Source organism: Acidaminobacter sp., from assembly GCF_030247605.1.
GTDB lineage: Bacteria > Bacillota > Clostridia > Peptostreptococcales > Acidaminobacteraceae > Acidaminobacter.
Map to the genome: position 1 here is coordinate 61,745 of NZ_JAOTSB010000015.1, position 19,224 is coordinate 80,968.

18 protein-coding genes are annotated in these 19,224 nt (G+C 50.8%); 3 read left to right on the forward strand and 15 right to left on the reverse strand.

Features of this window, described 5'->3' with window-relative positions; genetic code table 11:
* Positions 1 to 39: 39 nt before the first annotated feature.
* Together whiA and OEL90_RS08740 are read right to left on the reverse strand one after the other, a co-directional pair.
* Positions 40 to 990, reverse strand: a complete 951-nt coding sequence (gene whiA / locus OEL90_RS08735; protein ID WP_300688009.1) for a DNA-binding protein WhiA — start codon at positions 988 to 990, stop codon at positions 40 to 42.
* A 100-nt stretch (positions 991 to 1,090) separates the two neighbouring features.
* Positions 1,091 to 1,513, reverse strand: a complete 423-nt coding sequence (locus OEL90_RS08740; protein ID WP_300688050.1) for an NUDIX hydrolase — start codon at positions 1,511 to 1,513, stop codon at positions 1,091 to 1,093.
* A gap of 445 nt (positions 1,514 to 1,958) precedes the next feature.
* On the opposite strand from OEL90_RS08740, the gene OEL90_RS08745 reads away from it, so the two are divergent.
* Positions 1,959 to 3,335, forward strand: a complete 1,377-nt coding sequence (locus OEL90_RS08745) for a sigma-54 interaction domain-containing protein (protein WP_300688010.1) — start codon at positions 1,959 to 1,961, stop codon at positions 3,333 to 3,335.
* 87 nt (positions 3,336 to 3,422) lie between these two features.
* Here the strand turns inward: OEL90_RS08745 and OEL90_RS08750 are convergent, their stop codons facing one another.
* The 13 genes from OEL90_RS08750 to OEL90_RS08810 form a co-directional block, all read right to left on the reverse strand.
* A complete protein-coding gene (locus OEL90_RS08750) occupies positions 3,423 to 4,901 on the reverse strand; it encodes an aminoacyl-histidine dipeptidase (protein ID WP_300688011.1) in 1,479 nt (492 codons plus the stop codon).
* Between the two features lie 45 nt (positions 4,902 to 4,946).
* Positions 4,947 to 6,365 (reverse strand): YfcC family protein, encoded by a 1,419-nt coding sequence (locus tag OEL90_RS08755; protein ID WP_300688013.1) that lies wholly within the window; start codon positions 6,363 to 6,365, stop codon positions 4,947 to 4,949.
* Between the two features lie 157 nt (positions 6,366 to 6,522).
* Positions 6,523 to 7,932 (reverse strand): APC family permease, encoded by a 1,410-nt coding sequence (locus OEL90_RS08760; protein WP_300688015.1) that lies wholly within the window; start codon positions 7,930 to 7,932, stop codon positions 6,523 to 6,525.
* Between the two features lie 514 nt (positions 7,933 to 8,446).
* Positions 8,447 to 8,719 carry a hypothetical protein gene (locus OEL90_RS08765; protein ID WP_300688017.1) on the reverse strand — a complete coding sequence of 91 codons (273 nt, stop codon included), beginning with the start codon at positions 8,717 to 8,719 and terminating at the stop codon, positions 8,447 to 8,449.
* An 11-nt stretch (positions 8,720 to 8,730) separates the two neighbouring features.
* Positions 8,731 to 10,101, reverse strand: a complete 1,371-nt coding sequence (locus OEL90_RS08770; RefSeq protein ID WP_300688019.1) for a TRAP transporter large permease subunit — start codon at positions 10,099 to 10,101, stop codon at positions 8,731 to 8,733.
* Positions 10,102 to 10,131: 30 nt separating this feature from the next.
* Complete coding sequence (locus tag OEL90_RS08775) at positions 10,132 to 11,112, reverse strand: D-alanine--D-alanine ligase family protein (protein WP_300688021.1); 981 nt, start codon at positions 11,110 to 11,112, stop codon at positions 10,132 to 10,134.
* A gap of 334 nt (positions 11,113 to 11,446) precedes the next feature.
* Positions 11,447 to 12,481: a gluconeogenesis factor YvcK family protein gene (locus tag OEL90_RS08780; protein ID WP_300688023.1), complete on the reverse strand. Its 1,035-nt coding sequence runs from the start codon at positions 12,479 to 12,481 to the stop codon at positions 11,447 to 11,449.
* On the reverse strand, positions 12,478 to 13,359 hold the full coding sequence (rapZ, locus tag OEL90_RS08785; protein WP_331488122.1) for an RNase adapter RapZ: 882 nt from the start codon (positions 13,357 to 13,359) through the stop codon (positions 12,478 to 12,480). Before rapZ ends, OEL90_RS08780 begins: the two co-directional genes overlap by 4 nt.
* Positions 13,359 to 14,156: a PHP domain-containing protein gene (locus OEL90_RS08790; protein WP_300688025.1), complete on the reverse strand. Its 798-nt coding sequence runs from the start codon at positions 14,154 to 14,156 to the stop codon at positions 13,359 to 13,361. The genes rapZ and OEL90_RS08790 overlap by 1 nt, the downstream gene beginning before the upstream one ends.
* Positions 14,157 to 14,243: 87 nt before the next feature.
* On the reverse strand, positions 14,244 to 15,209 hold the full coding sequence (murB, locus tag OEL90_RS08795; protein WP_300688027.1) for a UDP-N-acetylmuramate dehydrogenase: 966 nt from the start codon (positions 15,207 to 15,209) through the stop codon (positions 14,244 to 14,246).
* Positions 15,210 to 15,357: 148 nt separating this feature from the next.
* On the reverse strand, positions 15,358 to 15,810 hold the full coding sequence (locus tag OEL90_RS08800) for an MOSC domain-containing protein (RefSeq protein WP_300688029.1): 453 nt from the start codon (positions 15,808 to 15,810) through the stop codon (positions 15,358 to 15,360).
* A gap of 1 nt (position 15,811) precedes the next feature.
* On the reverse strand, positions 15,812 to 16,777 hold the full coding sequence (gene moaA, locus OEL90_RS08805) for a GTP 3',8-cyclase MoaA (protein WP_300688031.1): 966 nt from the start codon (positions 16,775 to 16,777) through the stop codon (positions 15,812 to 15,814).
* 62 nt (positions 16,778 to 16,839) lie between these two features.
* Entirely contained in the window at positions 16,840 to 18,126 is a 1,287-nt protein-coding gene (locus OEL90_RS08810) for a molybdopterin molybdotransferase MoeA (protein WP_300688033.1), read from the reverse strand.
* 293 nt (positions 18,127 to 18,419) lie between these two features.
* Here OEL90_RS08810 and OEL90_RS08815 point away from each other — a divergent pair, with 293 nt between their 5' ends.
* Positions 18,420 to 18,998, forward strand: coding sequence for a MogA/MoaB family molybdenum cofactor biosynthesis protein (locus tag OEL90_RS08815; RefSeq protein ID WP_300688035.1), 579 nt, complete (start codon positions 18,420 to 18,422; stop codon positions 18,996 to 18,998).
* Positions 18,999 to 19,043: 45 nt separating this feature from the next.
* On the forward strand, positions 19,044 to 19,224 hold a 181-nt coding region (locus OEL90_RS08820; protein ID WP_300688038.1), incomplete at its 3' end, for a hypothetical protein.

Genomic DNA, 19,224 nt, shown 5'->3' on the forward strand with positions numbered 1-19,224 from the left:
ATCTGTTCTGGTGGTGTTTGTCTGCCTATGGTTTGTCGCTTAAGTGACGTTCAGTTTGACTCTGAGGTCATGAGCGATCTTCTCAATTTTCCTGAAGCGATGGTTGATGCCCGACTTGCCAACGGGTGGGTCCATCATCTCCCCAATTTCCTTCAGGGTCGCCTCACGATTTTCAAGTCTCATTTCTGCGGCCTCTCTTAAATTTGCTCCGAGATAATCCAGGCCAACGCGTTCCATGATAAACTCAATGTCCTCAATCTGTCTGTAGGACGCATCCACGGTCTTGTTGAGGTTGGCCGTCTCGCAGTTGACCAGACGGTTGACGTCGTTGCGCATCTGCTTCACGATTCTGATGTTTTCAAATTCCAGCAGGATCGTGTGGGCACCGATTATATTCAGGAAATCGACGATTTGATCGCCTTCCTTGATGTAGACGATCCAGTGGTTCTTTCGCTGAATGATTTTGGGCACGAGGTCATATCGTTCCATCAGGTGGATGAGGGCTTCCGCGTAGGGCTCGTCATTGGTGACAAACTCCAGGTGATAGCCTTTTTCAGGGTCACTCAGGCTGCCGCCGCCTAAAAAGACGCCCCTTAAATAGGCTCTCACACAGCATTCCTTAGTTGCGATGCCCTCTGGAATGCCGTCCTCGAATTTATAAGTCCCGTCACTGTGGTCAATGATTTTGAGTGCTATCAGGATTTCCTCAGCACCCTGCACGACGATCAAGTAAGTGTTGTGCTTCTTCAGCGTGGGATTTTGTTTGATCAGGATCTCTGCGCTCAGACCAAAGATGCGCTTAAATCCGGAGAAAATCCGCCTGGCTATGGCCGGGTTCTCGGTCGTCAGCGTCAGGCTGAGGCCTTTGCCCCGGGCGTAGCCGATTGAACCGCTCACCTTGATTAACGCAGAAAGCTCTGCAATCTGGCAGCAGCGATCCTCGCCCCGGATCTGGCAGAGCTCATTTTTGGTTGTGGATGAAAATGACATAGTCTCACCTGTCTTATAGTTACTGGTGCCTTGTAATACATAAGCCACAACATTTTAACCTGAAGTATGCCTGGCTTTGGTGTTTACTTGGCACTTATAATTAATCTTTTTCGATGCTGTCTTCCAGTCCAAGTACCGCTTTTCCCTTGCGTACCATTTCCCGCTCGTCATTGTACCGAAGGAAATTGTCGATCTCACTGATGTCAACGAATTGACCGTCAATAAAGCCCTCTTCTTCAAGCGGAATAATTTCCGTGGTCATGGCGATCATGGCGTACCAGTGGACGCGCTTGATGATCAGCTCCTGCTGACTCCAGATGTTTCTAAACCGGTATCCAGTCTCGTCAAGATATCCCAGAACCTGCGCTGTGACGCCAGTCTCCTCGGAAACTTCACGGGCTGCAGCATTTTCCGGGGACTCTTTGGGCTCAACTTTGCCTTTAGGCAGTACCCAATCGCCATTCATTTTTTTAAGAATCAGAACCCGCCGTCCATGAAAGACGACTCCGCCTGCGCTCGTCACATATTTCAAAGGTTTCACGCCCTTATGGTCAATGCCAGGAATTTGAGTTGCGATGAGATGAACGGGACAACCTTGAACACTTCTGGTCTGAATTTGTCCCATAGTGGTTAAACACATAATCATCCTTTAGTATACCACAAAATGTAGTGTCCCATGCGGCTCAATTGGATTTAGAGTCCGGTGTCTGGTACAAAAATTATTACGGTGCCTGTCACCGAGTTGAGTTTGGTGCCTGTCACCGAGTTGAGTTTGGTGTCTGACACCGAGTTGAGTTTGGGGTCAGGTACGGTAATGATAGCGCAACACAAAAACCACGCCATGTTCATTATTGATTTCCGAGCCATTCCTCGATCCCATCTGACACGGTCACCCCTTACATTACGCCATCACTATGTTAAACTAGTTATGCAATCACATTACTTATAACACAACTGGAGTGATTCCTGTGAATCAGTTTGACGCCGACTTTTATATCGCAATCCTTGAAGCCTCCCATGACGAAATTTACGTCACAGACGGTGACGGCTTTGCCGTCTACTGCAATAAAACCTTCGAGTCCAACTATGGCCTGACGCGCGAAGAAATCATGGGCAAGCACATCAGCTTCCTCCTCGACAACCAATACTGCGACCAATCTCCGTTGCCGATGGTCATTGAACAAAAAAAAGAAGTCAGCATCCGCCAGAAGACGAAAATGGGCAAAACCCTCCTGATCACGGCAACCCCCTCCTTTGACGAAAACGGTAATATCAGCTTAATCGTCGAAAACTGCAGGGACGTCACGGAGATGGAAGCTATTAAAGCTGATCTTGAGCACACAAAAGAGCAGATGATCCGCTATAAAAATGAAATCGACGAACTCAGACGGAATGAGTTGAAAGAAACGGAAAACCTGATTGTCAACAATTCCAAGATGAAATCCATTGTAGACATGGTCGACCGCCTGTCAACCATTCACTCCACGATTCTGATCTCGGGAGAGTCCGGTACAGGAAAAAGTATCCTGGCGAAATACATCCACTCAAAAAGCATGCGGAAGGACGGTCCCTTCATCACCATCAACTGCGCCGCCATTCCGCCCAACTTGCTGGAATCAGAACTCTTCGGTTATGTCGCTGGCGCGTTTACCGGCGCGGACAAAAAAGGAAAAGTCGGCTTAGTGGAATTGGCGAGCGGCGGCACGCTCTTCCTGGACGAAATTGGTGAAGTGCCGCTGCCGCTGCAGGCAAAGTTCCTGGAGCTCATTCAGGACAAGCGGTTCATTCCTGTGGGATCCACCAAGTCCAAGTCCATTGACGTCCGAATCATTTCCGCCACAAACGCAGACCTGATGACCCTCGTCAAAGCAAAGAATTTTCGCGAAGATCTCTATTACCGGCTCAAAGTCGTTGACCTTCAGATTCCGCCACTAAGAGAAAGAAAAGAAGATTTGAAAGCTATGGCCACCTTATTCCTGAACAAATACAACAGGGAATACAAACTGAATCGTGAAATATCCAAGGACTGCCTGGAGATCCTCCAGAGTTACCGCTGGCCGGGAAACGTCAGAGAACTCCAGCACGTCATAGAGCAGCTGGTCGTCACCGTCCCCGGAAAAGTTATTGAACCCCATGATCTCCCAATGCATTTATTCCGCGATGCACTCGTGCCGCTGGACCCGACGCAGTCAGAGCTTCCATCGCTGGACATCGCTCTCGAAGAAATTGAAAAAACACTGATTTTGAAAGCTTTCGAACATTTCGGAAGCTCCTACAAAGCCGCGAAAGCACTTCACATTTCGCAGAGCAAGGCAAGCCGGCTATATAGAAAATATATGGAATAAGTCAATCCGTCAGCAATAGAATAAGGGAAGAGGAAGAAGGGCCAAATCAATACCCTCTTCCTCTTCCCTTATTTTGCATTCAGCCATTCATCCAATCGCCTTCAGAACCTCAACCAGATATTCCCAGGTCTTGATCACTGACGGTATGCTGAAATGCTCATTCGGATTGTGCACATCATACAACTGAGGCCCAATCGATATTGCGTCCAAACCTTCAATCTTTTCAATGAACATACCGCACTCTATCCCGGCATGACAAGCCACAATTCTGGGTTTAGACCCATACATCCGCTCGTACACTTGCTCACAGAGGGTGCGAATTTTGGAGCTTGGATCAATCGGCCACTCAGGATAAGCTTCAAAGCTGTCCCAGACCGCCCCTAGCAAATCCGCCAACGCTTCAAACCGACTCATCAAGACAGACTTCTGGCTTCTGACCGCGCTCCTGACTTCATTTTCAAAGTAAACGCCCGTCTCCGTCGTCCTCAGCAATCCCAGATTGGAAGAGCTCTCCACGAGTCCCCTCATCTCCGCGCTCATGGTGTGAACGCCATCCGGTATCAATGTAATGGCCTGCATCACTTTAACGGCGCTCTCACAGTTCATGATCTGCCGATGGTCACCCTCCCCCAGCCACGCTTCGTCCCGAACCCACTCCAGCCGAAGTTTTGGATCCTTTAAGTAAAATTCCTGCCGAAGCGCCTCCTGAAGCTCTGATGCCCACTTCTCAAACCGCTCGATCGCCTCCACGGGAACCATCAAAACCGCTTCTGCTTCTCTTGAAATTGCGTTACGCTGAGATCCTCCCTCCAGGTAGGCAAGTCCAAAGCCTTGCCGGGCTACAAGTTCCTGCAGCACACGTCCCAGAAGCTTTATAGCATTTCCGCGCCATTTATCTATTTCCATTCCGGAGTGACCACCTTGAAGACCTTTGACACTCAGTCGTATAGGCACTTGCTCCTTTTCTACCTCCACCCATTCCACCTGCAGCGTCAGCCCAATCCCAACACCTCCGGCGCTGCTGACGAGCAAAGCGTCGTCCTCTTCAGAATCCAGATTGATCAGGATCTTCCCCATAAAGTGACTGGCCTCCAACGCATTTGCCCCAAGGAACGTCGTCTCCTCCTCGGTCGTAAAGACGACCTCCAGTGCCGGATGCGCCAGCGTCTTGTCATCCAGGAGCGCCAACCCATAGGCCAAAGCGACGCCATTGTCAGCACCAAGGGTAGTATCCGTGGCGTAGAGCATTTCGCCCTCCACTCTCAGTTTCAACGGATCATTTTGAAAATCATGACTTATGCCCTTGTTTTTCTCGCACACCATATCCATGTGACCTTGTATAATCACTGCCGGCGCGTTCTCATATCCCGGAGAAGCCGGTTTTTTCAAAATAACATTCAGAACCTCATCTTGCAAAGTTTCAAGTCCCCTCGCTCTACCAAAGGACACCAAATAATCACTGATCGCCCTTTCATGACCGGACTCTCTCGGAATGGCTGAAATTTCCCTGAAAAAGTGAAACACCGGATGCTGAAGATGAGCCTCTACTTCCAATTGCTTCGACATGAATTATCCACACCTTTCACGTGCCCTAAATACACCGTTCAGTCGCTAAAGTCCTATAGCCACCGCAACCACCATTAAGATCGCCTGCAGCGAGAACATCATTAAGAATAACGGTGTAATAAAACGATACCATTTATTCATACCAATGCCAATGATGCCACATTCCACTGCAACACTGGTCGGCCAGAACATATTAGAGAAGCCATCTCCAAATTGGAAGGCTGTAACCGCCACTTCCCTGCTGAGCCCTACAACATCTGCCAGAGGCGCCATGATTGGCATCATGACCACTGCTTGACCGGAACCGGAAGGAATAAAGAAATTGATCAGATTTTGAACCACCAGCATGCCCACTGCAGTCACACTCTGCGGGAGCGCCTGGATCATGTTGGAGAGATACAATACCGCTGTGTCGATGATATTAGCCTGAGACATGATGACTTCGATGGATCGCGACAGGCCAATCAGCAGCAAACCATAAATGGACGCCTCCGCGGACTCGACGAAGGATTCCGCAATTTGTCTGGAATTCATCTTATTAATAATGCCCGTGAGAATCATAGCAATGAGGAACATAGCAGCCAGCTCCTGCAGATAGAAGCCGTACATACTGACCGTGAAGGCGATCAACCCAATCAGCAGGATAAAGCCTGCAAGCGTCACTTTTTGTCGAACCGTGAAAGGCATGCCGACCACTTCTTCCCGGGTCATGGTGCCTTTGATTTCCCTCTGGGGTTCACCGTAAAGAATGCTCTTGGTTGGATCCTTTCTGATCTTCGCCGCATACCACATCATATATCCGGAAGAAAGCGACATGAACAATATAAATGCGACGATCCGGAAGATGGTCATTTTGGGCGTCATCAGAGGAATCCCAGCAATACTGCTGGCTATGCCGATGGTAAAAGGATTAATCGTCGCCGCCGCAAAGCCCGTCGCGACTCCAATAAACACCATACCTCCGCCTATGAGACGGTCGTACCCCAGCGTAATCGCAATGACGACAAAAGCGGGAATCAACCCATAAGTCTCTTCGTACATGCCAAAGGTACTGCCCGCTATGCCGAAAAGGAAAACGAAAATTGGGATCAATAAGTAATCCCGCGAGCCAAGTGATCTGAGAACAGCGCCAACCATAGCATTCAACGTCCCGGTCTTCATGAGCAAAAAGACATAAGCAGAGGCGAAGATGACAAAGAAAATAATTTCACCCGCGTTGACCATACCCGTATAGATCGCCATAAAAAAGCCCCATACGCCAATTGGGCTGGCTTCGACGGAATGATAGCTGCCCGGAACTACAAGCTCTCTTCCAAGGGTAGGATCTTCAACACGTTCAAATGTCCCGGCGGGCATAACCCAGGTTAAGGCAGTGCATAAAACAATGATCATTAATAGAATGACATAAGCGTGGGGCATCGTGAATTTCTTTTTGTCTTTTAGAACTTCAACTCTTTCTGACATAAACGAACACCTCTCTTGTGATTAATGATGTAGATGTGGAAGAAGGTGTCTGACACCAACTTCCATTCCCGTGACTTTGGAAGAAGGTGTCAGACACCTTCTTCCATCTCAGCGGTCGCTGGCCTATCTAGCACTTCCAACTTTACAGTCTGAATACTCACGAACTGTCCGCAGCCTCTTTACCGTGAATTTTTTCATCTTTGGGACGTGCGGCATAGAACAGAAATCCTGATCCAATCATCAGAGCCAGCAGCGCGTATTCCGCAGGCCAACGCAGGGCGCCCGGGCTGGATGGCAGCAGCATGGCCAGAGTGAGGAAAAACACCACGCCAATTCCCACGAAATCAAGGATTCTGGTGTGGAAGGACTGCGGCTGACCATCGGCAGAATGCTTTCTGAGGTGATGGGCGGAAAATACGGTCGACCCCCATAAAAGGATGTAGAAAAACGCGGCTAAGTTGACTAGAGCAGCAAACACCGAACTCCCTAAAAACGGGGTAATGCCAATGATTAGAGTGACGAACAGGATTGCATTGCCCGGGGTCTTGTAAACAGGATGAACCGCGGCAAAAAAACGGGGAATCAGGCCAGCCTTCCCAAGGGCATACAAGGATCGTACTGCCCCAAAGAACATGCCGTTAAAAACGCCAATAATATTTAAAACAGCAGCTGACAGCAGGATGCCTTTAATTGCAGGCACACCGGTAAGTCTGACCAGACTGTCCGAAAAGGGAATGGACGTTGATGACATCTCCTGCCAAGGCATCAGGCCCGCCTGAAGGAACAGCAGCGCGCCATACAACAAGGTGGAAATGAGGATGGACAGCATCATGGCCTGCCCGATCCGCTTGACGCTGAGGCTCGCACTGGCTTCCTCCACGCCTTTTGAGATGTTTTCCCAACCGGCTATGGAAAAGGGCAGGAGCACCAGCAGCGAGATCGTGCCGTCAAAAGTCGGCTTGACTGCCAGTGGTGATAAATTTTGTGGATCAAAGAAAAGCATGCCAGCTATAAATGCCCCCACCACCATGGTGATGACAATAGCCATAAGGACGACTTGAACCCTGGAAAAAAATTTTGTGCCGCGGTACTGCGTCCATGCAATACCGAAAACAAGCGCGATCCCGATCAGAACAGCCCAAAGTGTCACCGGCTGGCCGCCGACCGAATACAGGACATTTCGGCCCTCCAGCGGCGGAAAGAGAACATAGAGCATTTTGACTATGGCCAGTGTCTGCCAGGCGCAGATCACGCCATTGACCAGAAACCCACACCATCCTGCGACGAGCGCCGCACGCGCGCCAAAAGCGCGGCCTGCATAATGCATCTCTCCCCCGCCTTCCGGAAACATTGGCATGATCCGGGTATAGGAGGAAGCCATAACCAGAAGCATCACCAGGCCAAGGACAAAGGCCAGCAGCGCATTGACAGGACCGCCCGACGCCGTCATCCAGATCCCGGTCATCAGAAGCCAGGAGGAACCAAATACACAGCCAATGCCCATGCCAAGGAATCCAATAAAGCTGATGGAGCGTTCAAGTTTTATGGGTGCTGTATTATTTTGCATGTGACTTCCTCCCAGTGTGACTGATATTTACGCTAATTTAGTGTGGTATCTGGTTGTTTGACATATTACTACGCAATTCTTGTGCCATAAATCGAAACTATTTTTTAAATAATCTCCAGGTTTAGAACTAAAAATACAACAAAACAACTAATTCGCAGACTGTTTATCGCTCTATTGAGATTAAGTCAAGTCGTGCGTCAAAGGTGATAAGTCAGTTTCGACTCGCCGGATTTTTTCTGCACCGCATGCAAATTCAAAGTTTCGAAGCTTTTTGAATTATAATGAGTTGTTTTTAACTCATTCTTTTAAATTGTGAACTTTTGACTATCGATCCCAATCGTCAGCGCCGCTAAAAATCAGCTCTTAAAAGCTTTTTCAATCTGTTGAAGTGAGCTTTGATATGACGAGACTAAGTTAATTTTGACTCATGACACTCGACCAGACAAATGAGCGCAGCAAAAAAGGCCTCCAATAAGAGACCTTTTTACTCCGGACACTTTATAATCCATAACACTCAATGTGACCGCTTAATTTTCTTCTCGATAAACAACGCATGCAGCCCCGTCAGATAAAAAGAAACCAAACCCGCCAGTGTGCCGATGGTCGCGACGCGAATAAAATAAGGCATAACTGTATTCTTAGCGCTGACAGCAATGCCAACCCCAGTATCTCCACCCACAATCAACGCCGCAGCAAACATTAGAAAAACGATCCCGCCACCCATAATCGCAATCAAAATAGAGATGCTGAAAATGGCACTGACAACCTTCTCAATCTTTGTTTTCATCTAAGGACCTCCTATAAAAAGAAAATCGGAAATAATCCGCCCAAAACCAATATGGAGACCATAAGGTGCACCGCGATCCAGACCAAAGCCAGAATCGACGTTTCCCGCATTCTCGATTGTGCAATCCCCATGGCAGCATACATGGCAAGGGCAAGCGGCGGCGTCATACCCTCCATCGCACCGGTTATTGCTGGCAATATGGCGGCTGCCAGCAGCGGGTTGACGCCGACGGCAACGAGGCCGCCCACAATCGCTGCACCGAAAATTGCAATCTGCGAAGACCCAGGAAGAAACATGCCAAGAAACATGGTCATTATAGGAATGAAAATCACTAGCTGAAAGCGTGTCAATTCCATCTGATGTATGTATTCCCCGAGCGCCGCGCCTACCTTGGCATCACCGAAAACATAGGAAATACAGTAGGCAAAATAAACCGTTGCGGCTACAGGGGCAATATGCAGCATGGCCTTTCTGAACATTTGAAACAGATGACCCAGCGACAGCCTTTCTTTGGTTTCATTCATACTGATCACCAAGGTATAAATGGCCGCCACGCCTGGCGTAAACAGAATTACCGAGCTTGAAAACGCACTGGCGCCTTCCTTGCCAATTCTGTCGGTAATCCACGTTGGACCAAACTTGAAATCAATGAACAACGGCAGGAAGATAATGACCGGGACCAGCAAAGCTTTCCAGCCCTTCTTCAAGGTATCCAGTGTTTTAGGGATTTCCTCGGATGGCACCGGCGATACCTTGTAGTACCTACAGAATATAAAGAGGGTTATAACCCGCTGTAAAATAAACCAAAGGCCAATGCCCCAAACGGTCATCCAAAAACCCGACATGGTATAGGTTCCAGGGTAAATGGTATCCAAGACGCCAAAGGCTAATAAAATTGTGCCGGAAGGCGGAATCATAGGTCCCAGTGAACTTGCAGACATTTCGACTGTAGCGGCGAGCGCAGGCGGAAACTTGGTTTTGATCATAGCCGGAATGGTAAAGACCCCCGTGGCAGCAACGTTGCCAGGACCTGTTCCGGAGAGTGCTGCCATAAACGTGCTGGAGAGCAGAGAAACATATCCGGCACCTCCCCGGAATCGGCCAACAATGGACAATATGAAATCGATTATATTCGAAACCACATTGGTCTGACCGAAAATATACGCTAAAGACAGGAACGCAACAATAGCATAAAACAGTGTGTTTGTTGACGGTCTGATTAAATACGCTGAAAATTGATCGAGCTTGCCCAGGATCCCGAGCATAACGACAAACCCAATGAACATAGCTTCATAGATGGGCCGTCTAAGCAGCACGAAAAACACTATAATCGTCCCGAGCAACGCCAGGAGATACATTAACTCAACAGGTAAACCGCTCATTAAACCCCTCCTTCTGCCTTAATTAATCAACTATTTCTCCTTGTTTTTTGTGAATGCCATGACCACCATTTTTTGAATCAATGATTCATAGGTATAACCTGCTGCTTTCGCCACCCTTGGAAAGTCGCTGTAGTCCGGCTGCATCCCAGGCAGGGTATTGATCTCAAGAAAATAAGGTGTCCCTTCCGCATCTAACCTAACGTCAATGCGCGCGTATTCATCACATCCAAGGGCTTTATAAGCCTTGGCGGCATAGTCCTTAATCTTGGCCGCCGTACCCTCATCCAAGTCGGCTGGGCATTTAACGCCTACAGCATCTCTGGCCTTGATATCCACAGTCATAAAGCCCGTTCCATCTGAGGTGTCATAAATAATTTCCTGAATTGGCAACACCTCCGGGTCATCATTTCCGAGCACGCCAACGGTAAACTCTCTGCCAGTGATAAATTCCTCCACCAAAGCAGGCTGATTAAAAAGTTTGAATATTTTTTGAAGACCTTTTCTAAGTGACTCTTCATCATGAACAACACTATCCTCAGTAATCCCCAGACTTGAACCCTCATGCTCAGGCTTGATGATCAGCGGATATTTGAGGGAAGCCTCCACGGGCTCTTTGCCTGTGTAAAACACCTGAAAATTTGCTGTCGGAACGCCAACACTCTGAAACAGCCTCTTGCTGATGTGCTTGTGAAGCCCGAGAATGTGCGTGGACAGACTCGAACCTACAAACGGCACCTCCATGAGCTCCAGCATCCCCACAACATTGGCCTGCTGCATTTTATTGGTGATGCCGGTACAGGCATTGAAGATTATTTCCATGCCTTCGATCGCTTTTATATCTTTGAGAAGGTCCAGCGTCGCCGGAATACGCGTCACCTCGTGCCCATTGTCCATCAAGGCTTTTTCAATAGCTTTGACCGTCAGATCCATTTGCTCGGAACCGTGAGGGTCAATGGAGCTATCCCTTTTTTTCTCAACGTCAGCGGGTGTATATAAAAGTCCTACATGCATAAGTAAACCTCCTTGTCCAATTCTATGTGAAGAAAATCGATATGCCCCAGCATAGTGTTTGTAATAAATGCTCAAAACATTAACGTCACGTCTAAAAATACCAGAAGATAATAAGTGCATACCCCCCTTATGCCTCTCCGAATCATTTATGCGATTAGCGGCCAGGTTGGAAAAGTCTCGTAAGAAGGGTGGACGAGGGCATCAGCGGTTTCGCTTATCGACCACCCTCTTCCACCTCAGACCCTCACTTCCGCCCTTTATTTCCACTAAAAAAAAGCCGGCACCCGCAACTGCCGGCACCGACTCTATCTCCACAAAATCACCTTGGGTTCACTTACTCCCCATGATGGTAAATCTTAATATCCACCAGCGCTTCCAAGCGCTGCGCGACTTTTAGCGCGTCATGGCGTATGTAGCCCTTCACCACTTCGACAAAGTCATCCAGCAAAATCTCAATGCCCCGCTCTTCAAAATAAACCCTGTCCGCAGCAGTCATCCGAACCGGCGAAGCCCGCTCTGCCTCATACCGCGCGACTATGGACTCATCAATGATGGCATTGTTGAACAGCACGTGGGTCACCAGCCCGGGCCCGGTGTGGGCTTCGAGCGCCTTATAATAATCCGACAACCTGTACCCATCCGTCTCGCCTCTTTGGGACATGAGGTTGACCACAAAAACCTTGGGTGCGTGGGAACTTTTAATCGCCTCAGCGACACCGTCCACCAGGAGATTTGGCAAAATACTGGTGTAGAGGCTCCCTGGCCCCATTACTATGACATCCGCCTCAGCGATGCTTGTCAGCACCTCATCCAGAGCCTTCGGCTTCTCAGGCACCATGGAAACGCGCTCAATTCTGAGTCCTGCTGCAGCGGACTGAATCGGAATCTTAGACTCCCCTTCCACCACCGAGCCGTCGGACAGCATTGCCTTCAACCGCACATCCTCCAGCGTCACCGGCAGAACCCGGCCCGTTACCGCGAAGATCTCGTGAATGAGCCGGATCGCTTCCTCAAAGCTGTTGGAGATGTCACTCAAAGCTGCAATCATCAAATTCCCCAGATTCTGACCGCTGAGGTTGCCATCTTTAAAGCGGTAGTTGAGCAGGTCCAGCAGTACAGGCTCCTGATTCGCGAGCGCGACAATGCAGCTTCGGATATCCCCCGGTGGCAGCATGCCCAGGTCCTCACGAAGGACGCCGGATCCGCCGCCGTCATCCGACATGGCGACGACCGCCACGACGTCCCGCGTCACCTGCTTCAGTCCCCGCAGCAAAATCGAGAGTCCGCTGCCGCCGCCGATTGCCACGATTTTGAGGTCTGATCGCGGAACCATCGGCTCAAGTTTATTTAGCTCTGATGCCCTGATCATTGACCGCTCAGCTCCCGGTGGTAAACTGCCACCGTTCTGCCGCGCTCTTTAAGGGTATGCGCGAGAAGGTTTCCAAAAGTCACAGAGCGGTGCTGGCCACCGGTACAGCCAATCGCCACCACGAGCTGAGCCCGTTTTTCTTTGATGCACAGCGGAATGAGGAACTCGACCATGTCGAGAAGCCGTTCGTAATAGGACAAACTGTCCTGAAATTTCATGACGTAGTCTTGAACCTCGGCGTCATTGCCCGTCAGGTTCCGGAGCTCAGCAATGTAAAAGGGATTCGGCAGCATCCGCACGTCGAAGACCAGGTCCGCGTCCAGGGGGATCCCGCGCTTGAAACCAAAAGTCTGGATCGAGATGCTCATGCTGTCCTCGATCTCCTCCGGCTCAAATGCCTTCTGAATCTCAGTCCTGAATTGACCTATAGTCTTCTGCGTCGTATCGATGATCTTATCCGCACTGGCGCGAATCGCCTCCAGGCGCTCCCGTTCCATTTCTATGCCGGCCTCGATGCTCCCCGTTGGATTGATGGGATGCGTGCGCCGTGTTTCCTTGAACCGCTTGATCAGCTCCGCCGTCGAGGCCTCCAAAAACAGGATCTGCACGGATGCCCCCGTTTGTCTGAGACTCTCGATCCCGTTTTCGAGATCGTCAAAAAAGCGCCCGCCCCGAATGTCCGCAACCAGGGCCGCCCGCTCGATTGGCTCCGACTGGTTCTTTACCAGCTCCGCAAACTGCGGGATCAGCGCCGGCGGCATATTGTCAACACAATACCAGCCCATGTCCTCAAAGGCTTTCATGGCCTGACTGCGGCCGGCCCCTGACAAGCCGGTGACTATAACGTAGCGCATAGCTGCGCCAGGATTCACCGCCATTAGACCTCACCCGCCTTTTCCGGTTCTTTGACACCCTCTGACGCTTCAGGTTCTTCATCCGACTTCAGGCAATTTATAATTCTATTGCATGGAATCTTCGCCCTGAGCGCCCGCTCTATGGCCGGCTCAAATCGCCCGATCATTTCCGGGCGGTGGGCATCCGAATTGATCGCAAAAAGACAAGCGCTGCTTCGCAGCATCAATAGATCTTCAAAAGTCAGATGGCCGTGGCGGTTCGCGTTGATTTCCAGCGCCGTGTGGGTCGCAATGGCCGCCTCCGCCACAGGCATGATCTCAATGGCCCCTTTGGCACCCGGGTGGGTCAGGATCTTGATGTCGTAGTTGTGCATGGCCTTGATCATGGCCTTGGTATTCAGTTCTTTGGCCTTCTCCGCCGCTTTCCTGGACAGCCGTCCCTCAAAGTTGAGCCTGTGAAGGGCGCTGGTGCCCTTCAGATCTCCGCTGAGGCTTCCAAAATGGTAACCCGCGAGCAGCACGTCCGCCATGCGCAGCATGCCCTCGTCCACGTCCAGCCGCCCGTCCGCGTCCATGACATTGGCCTCGAGGCCCAGAAGTGTCTGGATCATGGGATACTTGGCGTTCATTTCATCAATGATTCCACGCATCTCCGCGTACTTTTTCCTCTTGATGCCGTAAGTCAGGTGCTGGGGTCCGTGGTCGCTGATAGCCAGGATTTTCAGGCCCCTGGCCACAGCCGCCCGCACGTTGTCCTCAATGGAGCCCTTGCCGTCGCTGTAAGTCGTGTGTGTATGATAATCCGCGTAAATTCTGATCACGTTCAGTCCCTCCTTATGAGGCGACAATGCGGTTTCCCGGCTATTTCCAAAGAATTTTGCCGATGGTCCCACAGTCCACCACTCACCCTATACCAAAGTCACAGGGATCTCCGGAATAATGCGTACCTCAGGCTCAAGTTCGACCCCAAAGGTATCCCGCACCGTTTTCCGGACGACATTGATGAGATGGAGCACTTCCTCTGCCGTAGCGCCACCGTTGTTGACAATAAACCCGCAGTGCTTCGGACTCACCTGAGCCTTTCCATATGAAAGTCCTCTCAGACCGGCGTCTTCAATGAGTTTCCCCGCGAAATACCCCGCCGGCCGTTTAAAAGTACTGCCGGCACTGGCTTTCTCCAGAGGCTGCTTTGAGGTACGCTTTTCGGTCAGGTCGTCCGTCTTCGCCTTGATATCCTTATACATACCCCGGTTCAGCTTAAGACCAACACGAAGGACAATTCCGCCCGCCTCCATGATCCGGCTGTGGCGGTAGGAAAAACCCAGTTCAGCATTGCTGAGCCTTTCGACCCTCCCATCAGGCATAAGCACTTCTGCCCAATCCACAACATCTTTCATTTCACCGTCGTAGGCGCCGGCGTTCATGTAGACTGCCCCACCAAGCGTGCCCGGTATGCCGGAAGCAAATTCGAAGCCGGCAAGTTCACTTTCCAGGAACTGGCTCGCCAGCTTTGAAAGCAGAATGCCCGCCTCAGCAGTCACCTGTGTCCCCTCGATCTCCACCCGCGTCAGATTGTCCGCGATTCTAAGAATAGCCCCCCGGTACCCTTTGTCTGAGAACAGGAGATTGCTCCCGTTGCCGATGACCATGAAAGGGTATGTATCAGCTCTAAGCAGCTCCAGCGCAGCAGCGACATTCTCCACAGAAGCAGGTTGTATCAACAAGTCGGCAGGTCCGCCAATTTTAAAGCTTGTGAGTTCACACAGGGCTGCCATGGTTCTGACCTCTTGTGTGCCCAGTTTTTCCAGCAGCTTTACGGTCATGTCCGCGGCCCGGTTTTCATAGTATTCAAGATTCATATTATATTCAGTCATGTTGACCTCCAGATTTAAAGAGATGATTTTACCGGTTTAATTTTACCATAGGTTGAGCCGGATACGCCAACAAAAAGGAAGGAAGGTAAACTGGGTGTCTGACACCCAGTTTACCTCAAAAAAAACAGGGCTTCCGCCCTGTTCAGTCCTATAGTTTTTTGAGTCCTTCTATCTCGATGGTAATGTCATCGCCCGCTTTAACGTCCCCTGCTTCAAGCACCCTGCAGAAGATTCCCTCCCGTGGCATGACGCAGTCTCCAACCTTGTTGCGGATCTCGCACCCTGCGTGGCATTCCTTGCCAATCTGGGTGACTTCCATAAGGGTCTGACCAATCCGCAGCTGGGTACCAATAGGAAGAGTGTGGAGGACTATGCCCTCTGTCGTCAGATTTTCGGCGAAATCGCCGGCTTTCAGCTCCGGAAGACCCATCTGGCGGACCTTTTCAATGCTCTCTTCAGCCAGAAGACTGACCATTCTGTGCCATGAACCGCTGTGCGCGTCGCCCACCAGTCCCAGGTTGAGCTCGAAACGTCCGGATTCAATGGGCGTTTTGATTGTGCCCTTCTTTTCGCTGATGTTGACGGATCTGATTTTCGCCATGTTATCCTCCTATTTTATACATGCCGCGAACAATTGGCACATAATCACTTTCTTCCATGTGATGCTTTTCCGGTTTCAGCCCGACGGCCTCGCGGATGATCGGAGCAAGGTCCTCACCGGCACGCAGGGCCGCGAGTAAATCAATCTCTTTATCAGAATGCAGGCAAGGCTTGATTTTACCGTCTGCCGTCAAACGGATGCGGTCACAGTCCGCGCAAAAGTTGCAGGAAATAGGCTGGATCAGGCCAATTCGACCGCTTGCCCCCGGCAATCTGAAATAGCGCGCCGGTCCATCATGGGCCTTTGCTATGTCCGGTACCAATTCAGGGAGGATCTCCAGAACCCGGTCCGTGGAAATAAAATGCTCTTCCGTCCAGGCTGCGGCCTCACCTATAGGCATCAGCTCTATAAACCGGACGTCATAGCCCTTGCTTCGCGTGAGCTCTGCCAGTTCCCGAATCTCAGACTCGTTTTCTCCGCCAATCAGGACACTGTTGACGCGGATGGGCCATATGCCCACGCGCTCAGCCTCTTCAAGACCTTTTAGTACCCTGTTGAGGTCTCCGCCCCGGGTCATTTCCTTGAAGCGCTCCGGATTCAGCGTATCCAGCGACACATTGATGCGCCGCAGCCCCGCCGCCTTCAACGGCTCAGCCATGGTGTCCAGCATCACGGCGTTGGTCGTCATGGCCAGGTCCTTGATGCCTGGTATAGCCGCGAGCTCCGCTACCAGGTCTACGATGCCCTTTCTGACCAGGGGTTCCCCACCTGTCAAACGTATTTTGTCAATGCCGAGGCTCGCTGCCACGCGGGCTACTTCGACTATTTCCTCGTTCCGTAAAATTTTATCATGGTCCAGCTTGGCCGGCATCCCGGTTGGAGGCATGCAATAACGGCAGCGCAAATTGCAGCGGTCCGTCACCGAAATTCTCAAATAGCGTATTGTTCTTCCATAAGCGTCCTGCACGGGACACCTCCCATCTCATTACTTCGGTGGTCAAGCCGTCAAAATTGACTGGTCCAAAGCCACTAAAGCAAAAACACCTTGACCTGTTCGCCAGCCTTGACTGTACCGCCTTCAAGCGGCGCTATGACATAGCCGTCCGCGTTGGCTATGTAGGTGATCAGGCCGGATTTACCCCTGAGCGGCATGGCCGTCATTGCCCCCTCACCTTCGGTGAGTCTGACCATGTGAAAGGTCGTCCGCCCATCTTCCGGGCCGATGGTCTCTTTCAGCTCAGCGTAGCAAAAGGGGTGATGAATGTCAAAGCCAAACTGGTTGATCAGCTCACTGACAAGCACTATGAATCCGACGACCGTTGAGACGGGATTGCCGGGGAGCAAAACGATCGGCTTCCCATTCATGGCGGCGACGCCAATAGGCTTTCCTGGCTTGATGTTCATGCCGTGAAAGAGAAGCCCCTCATCCGACAAACTTTCAACAACTGCCGGGATGTAGTCCTTCTTTCCAACGCTGCTGCCGCCCGAGGTGATCAGGAGATCACACTGATCGATTTCACTTTTAATGTAATTCTCAACCGCTTCGTAGGTATCTTCCAGGCGTGTCAGCTTCACCGGCCCAAGCCCCCACTCACGGGCTATGCCTGCCAGAACAGTGCCGTTGATGTCCCTGATCTTTCCGGGGCTGAGAGGAGCATCAATGTCCACCAGCTCGTCACCAGTTGTGGCGATCGACAGGCTCGGCGGCACAATCACCTCGACCTCGTTAAAGCCCAGCATGCCCAGCACGCCTAGATCATAGCGGGTCAAACGCCTGCCCCTTTTGATGATTTTTTCGCCCGTCTTGACATCTTCACCTTTTCGGATAATGTTGCTGCCGGACTGAAGGGGAAGGATATGGAATGCAGGTGATAGATCCGTTTTAGCCAGGTTTTTGAATAGAATTTGATCACCGTTTTGTACGGTCTCTTCAATTTTGACTACGGCGTCATAAACATCGGGCAAAAAACCTCCTGTAGGGATGTAGACGCAGTTAGCTTCATTAGTGCTTTCAGGCAGCGCCGCTTCAGCACCCATCATGACTTCGCCAATCAGCTTGAGGGCTGGCATACCCTCTGTAAGGGTCTTCGGATCTTCAAACAGCTTTGAGATCACTGCGGTTTTTACTGCGTAGCCATCCACCGTAGATTTATCAAATGGCGGCATATCCTGATCCGCCACCAAATCGCTTGCGAGATACCGGCCTAACGCCTCAAACAGGGTCACGCGTTCTGTTTTGACCGGACGCTCAGAAAAACACTTGCGTATAATGGCCTTAGCCTCTTCTATTTCGATCAGCGGACGAATGGGTTTCATGAGTCGAGCCTCCTTGATAAACCATTAGGAAATTGGTGTCAGACACCTACTTCCATCTTAATTGAATTTTATTATAGGTCCACCGGAATGTAAAGGCGTTATTCTCCAAAAAATATAGCGACTGCTTGTGAACAGTTGACAAACTGTTCAACGACAACCTTTGAGCCACGTTCACCGACCATATAAATTACTTAAAAAACTTGGACAACGTAAGGTATAATAGACTTGAAGTCAAAATATTCTATTCGCTCAAAATAAACCATACCGCTTTTCACCCTATAAGGAGGCTTTTTATGTCTACAAAAACCGCATACCGCATAGCCGTTCTGACTGCCAGTGACAAAGGCGCCAAAGGCGAACGCGAAGACGCCAGCGGCGACCTGATCCGTGCCACTATGCAGACTGAAGGCTACGAAATCGCGGAATCTATCCTCGTGGCGGATGAATGGGATGAAATCGCGGCGCATTTGAGACGCCTCAGCGATTCAGGTGAGATCGACCTCATCCTGACCACTGGCGGCACCGGCTTTTCACCCAGAGATTTTACGCCCGAGGCGACAAAAGATGTCATTGACAGGGAGGTCCCAGGCATTCCCGAAGCCATGCGCCGACGCAGCATGGAGATCACACCCCGCGGCATGCTCTCTCGCGCCGCAGCCGGAATTCGGGGCAGAACGCTGATTGTAAACCTTCCCGGAAGCCCAAAAGCCGTCGCGGAGAATCTCGAGGTTCTTCTGCAGTCCCTGGAGCACGCCCTAGACATCCTGGTGGGCACAGCCCGTGACTGCGCCAGAGATCGGGATCATGAAGACAAACACAATCACAGTCACGAGCACCCTCATGAACACCAGGAAATCAAACACCCGCATTAATGATAGAAAGGGCCAGATTAGGCCCTTTTTTTGAGGCGAAACTCGGTGTCTGACACCGAGTTTCGCAACCCAACGTGCACCTCGCGGCTGGCGCCTATTGCTCCGCCCACAGCCACACTCCGTGTGGCCGCAGGCTGCGCTTCGGTATCGGGCTGCGCCCTATACAAAGAAAAGTGGTCCCACCCTTCAGCGAGCAAGCTCTCTTCCATGGGCTGTTCCTCTGTTC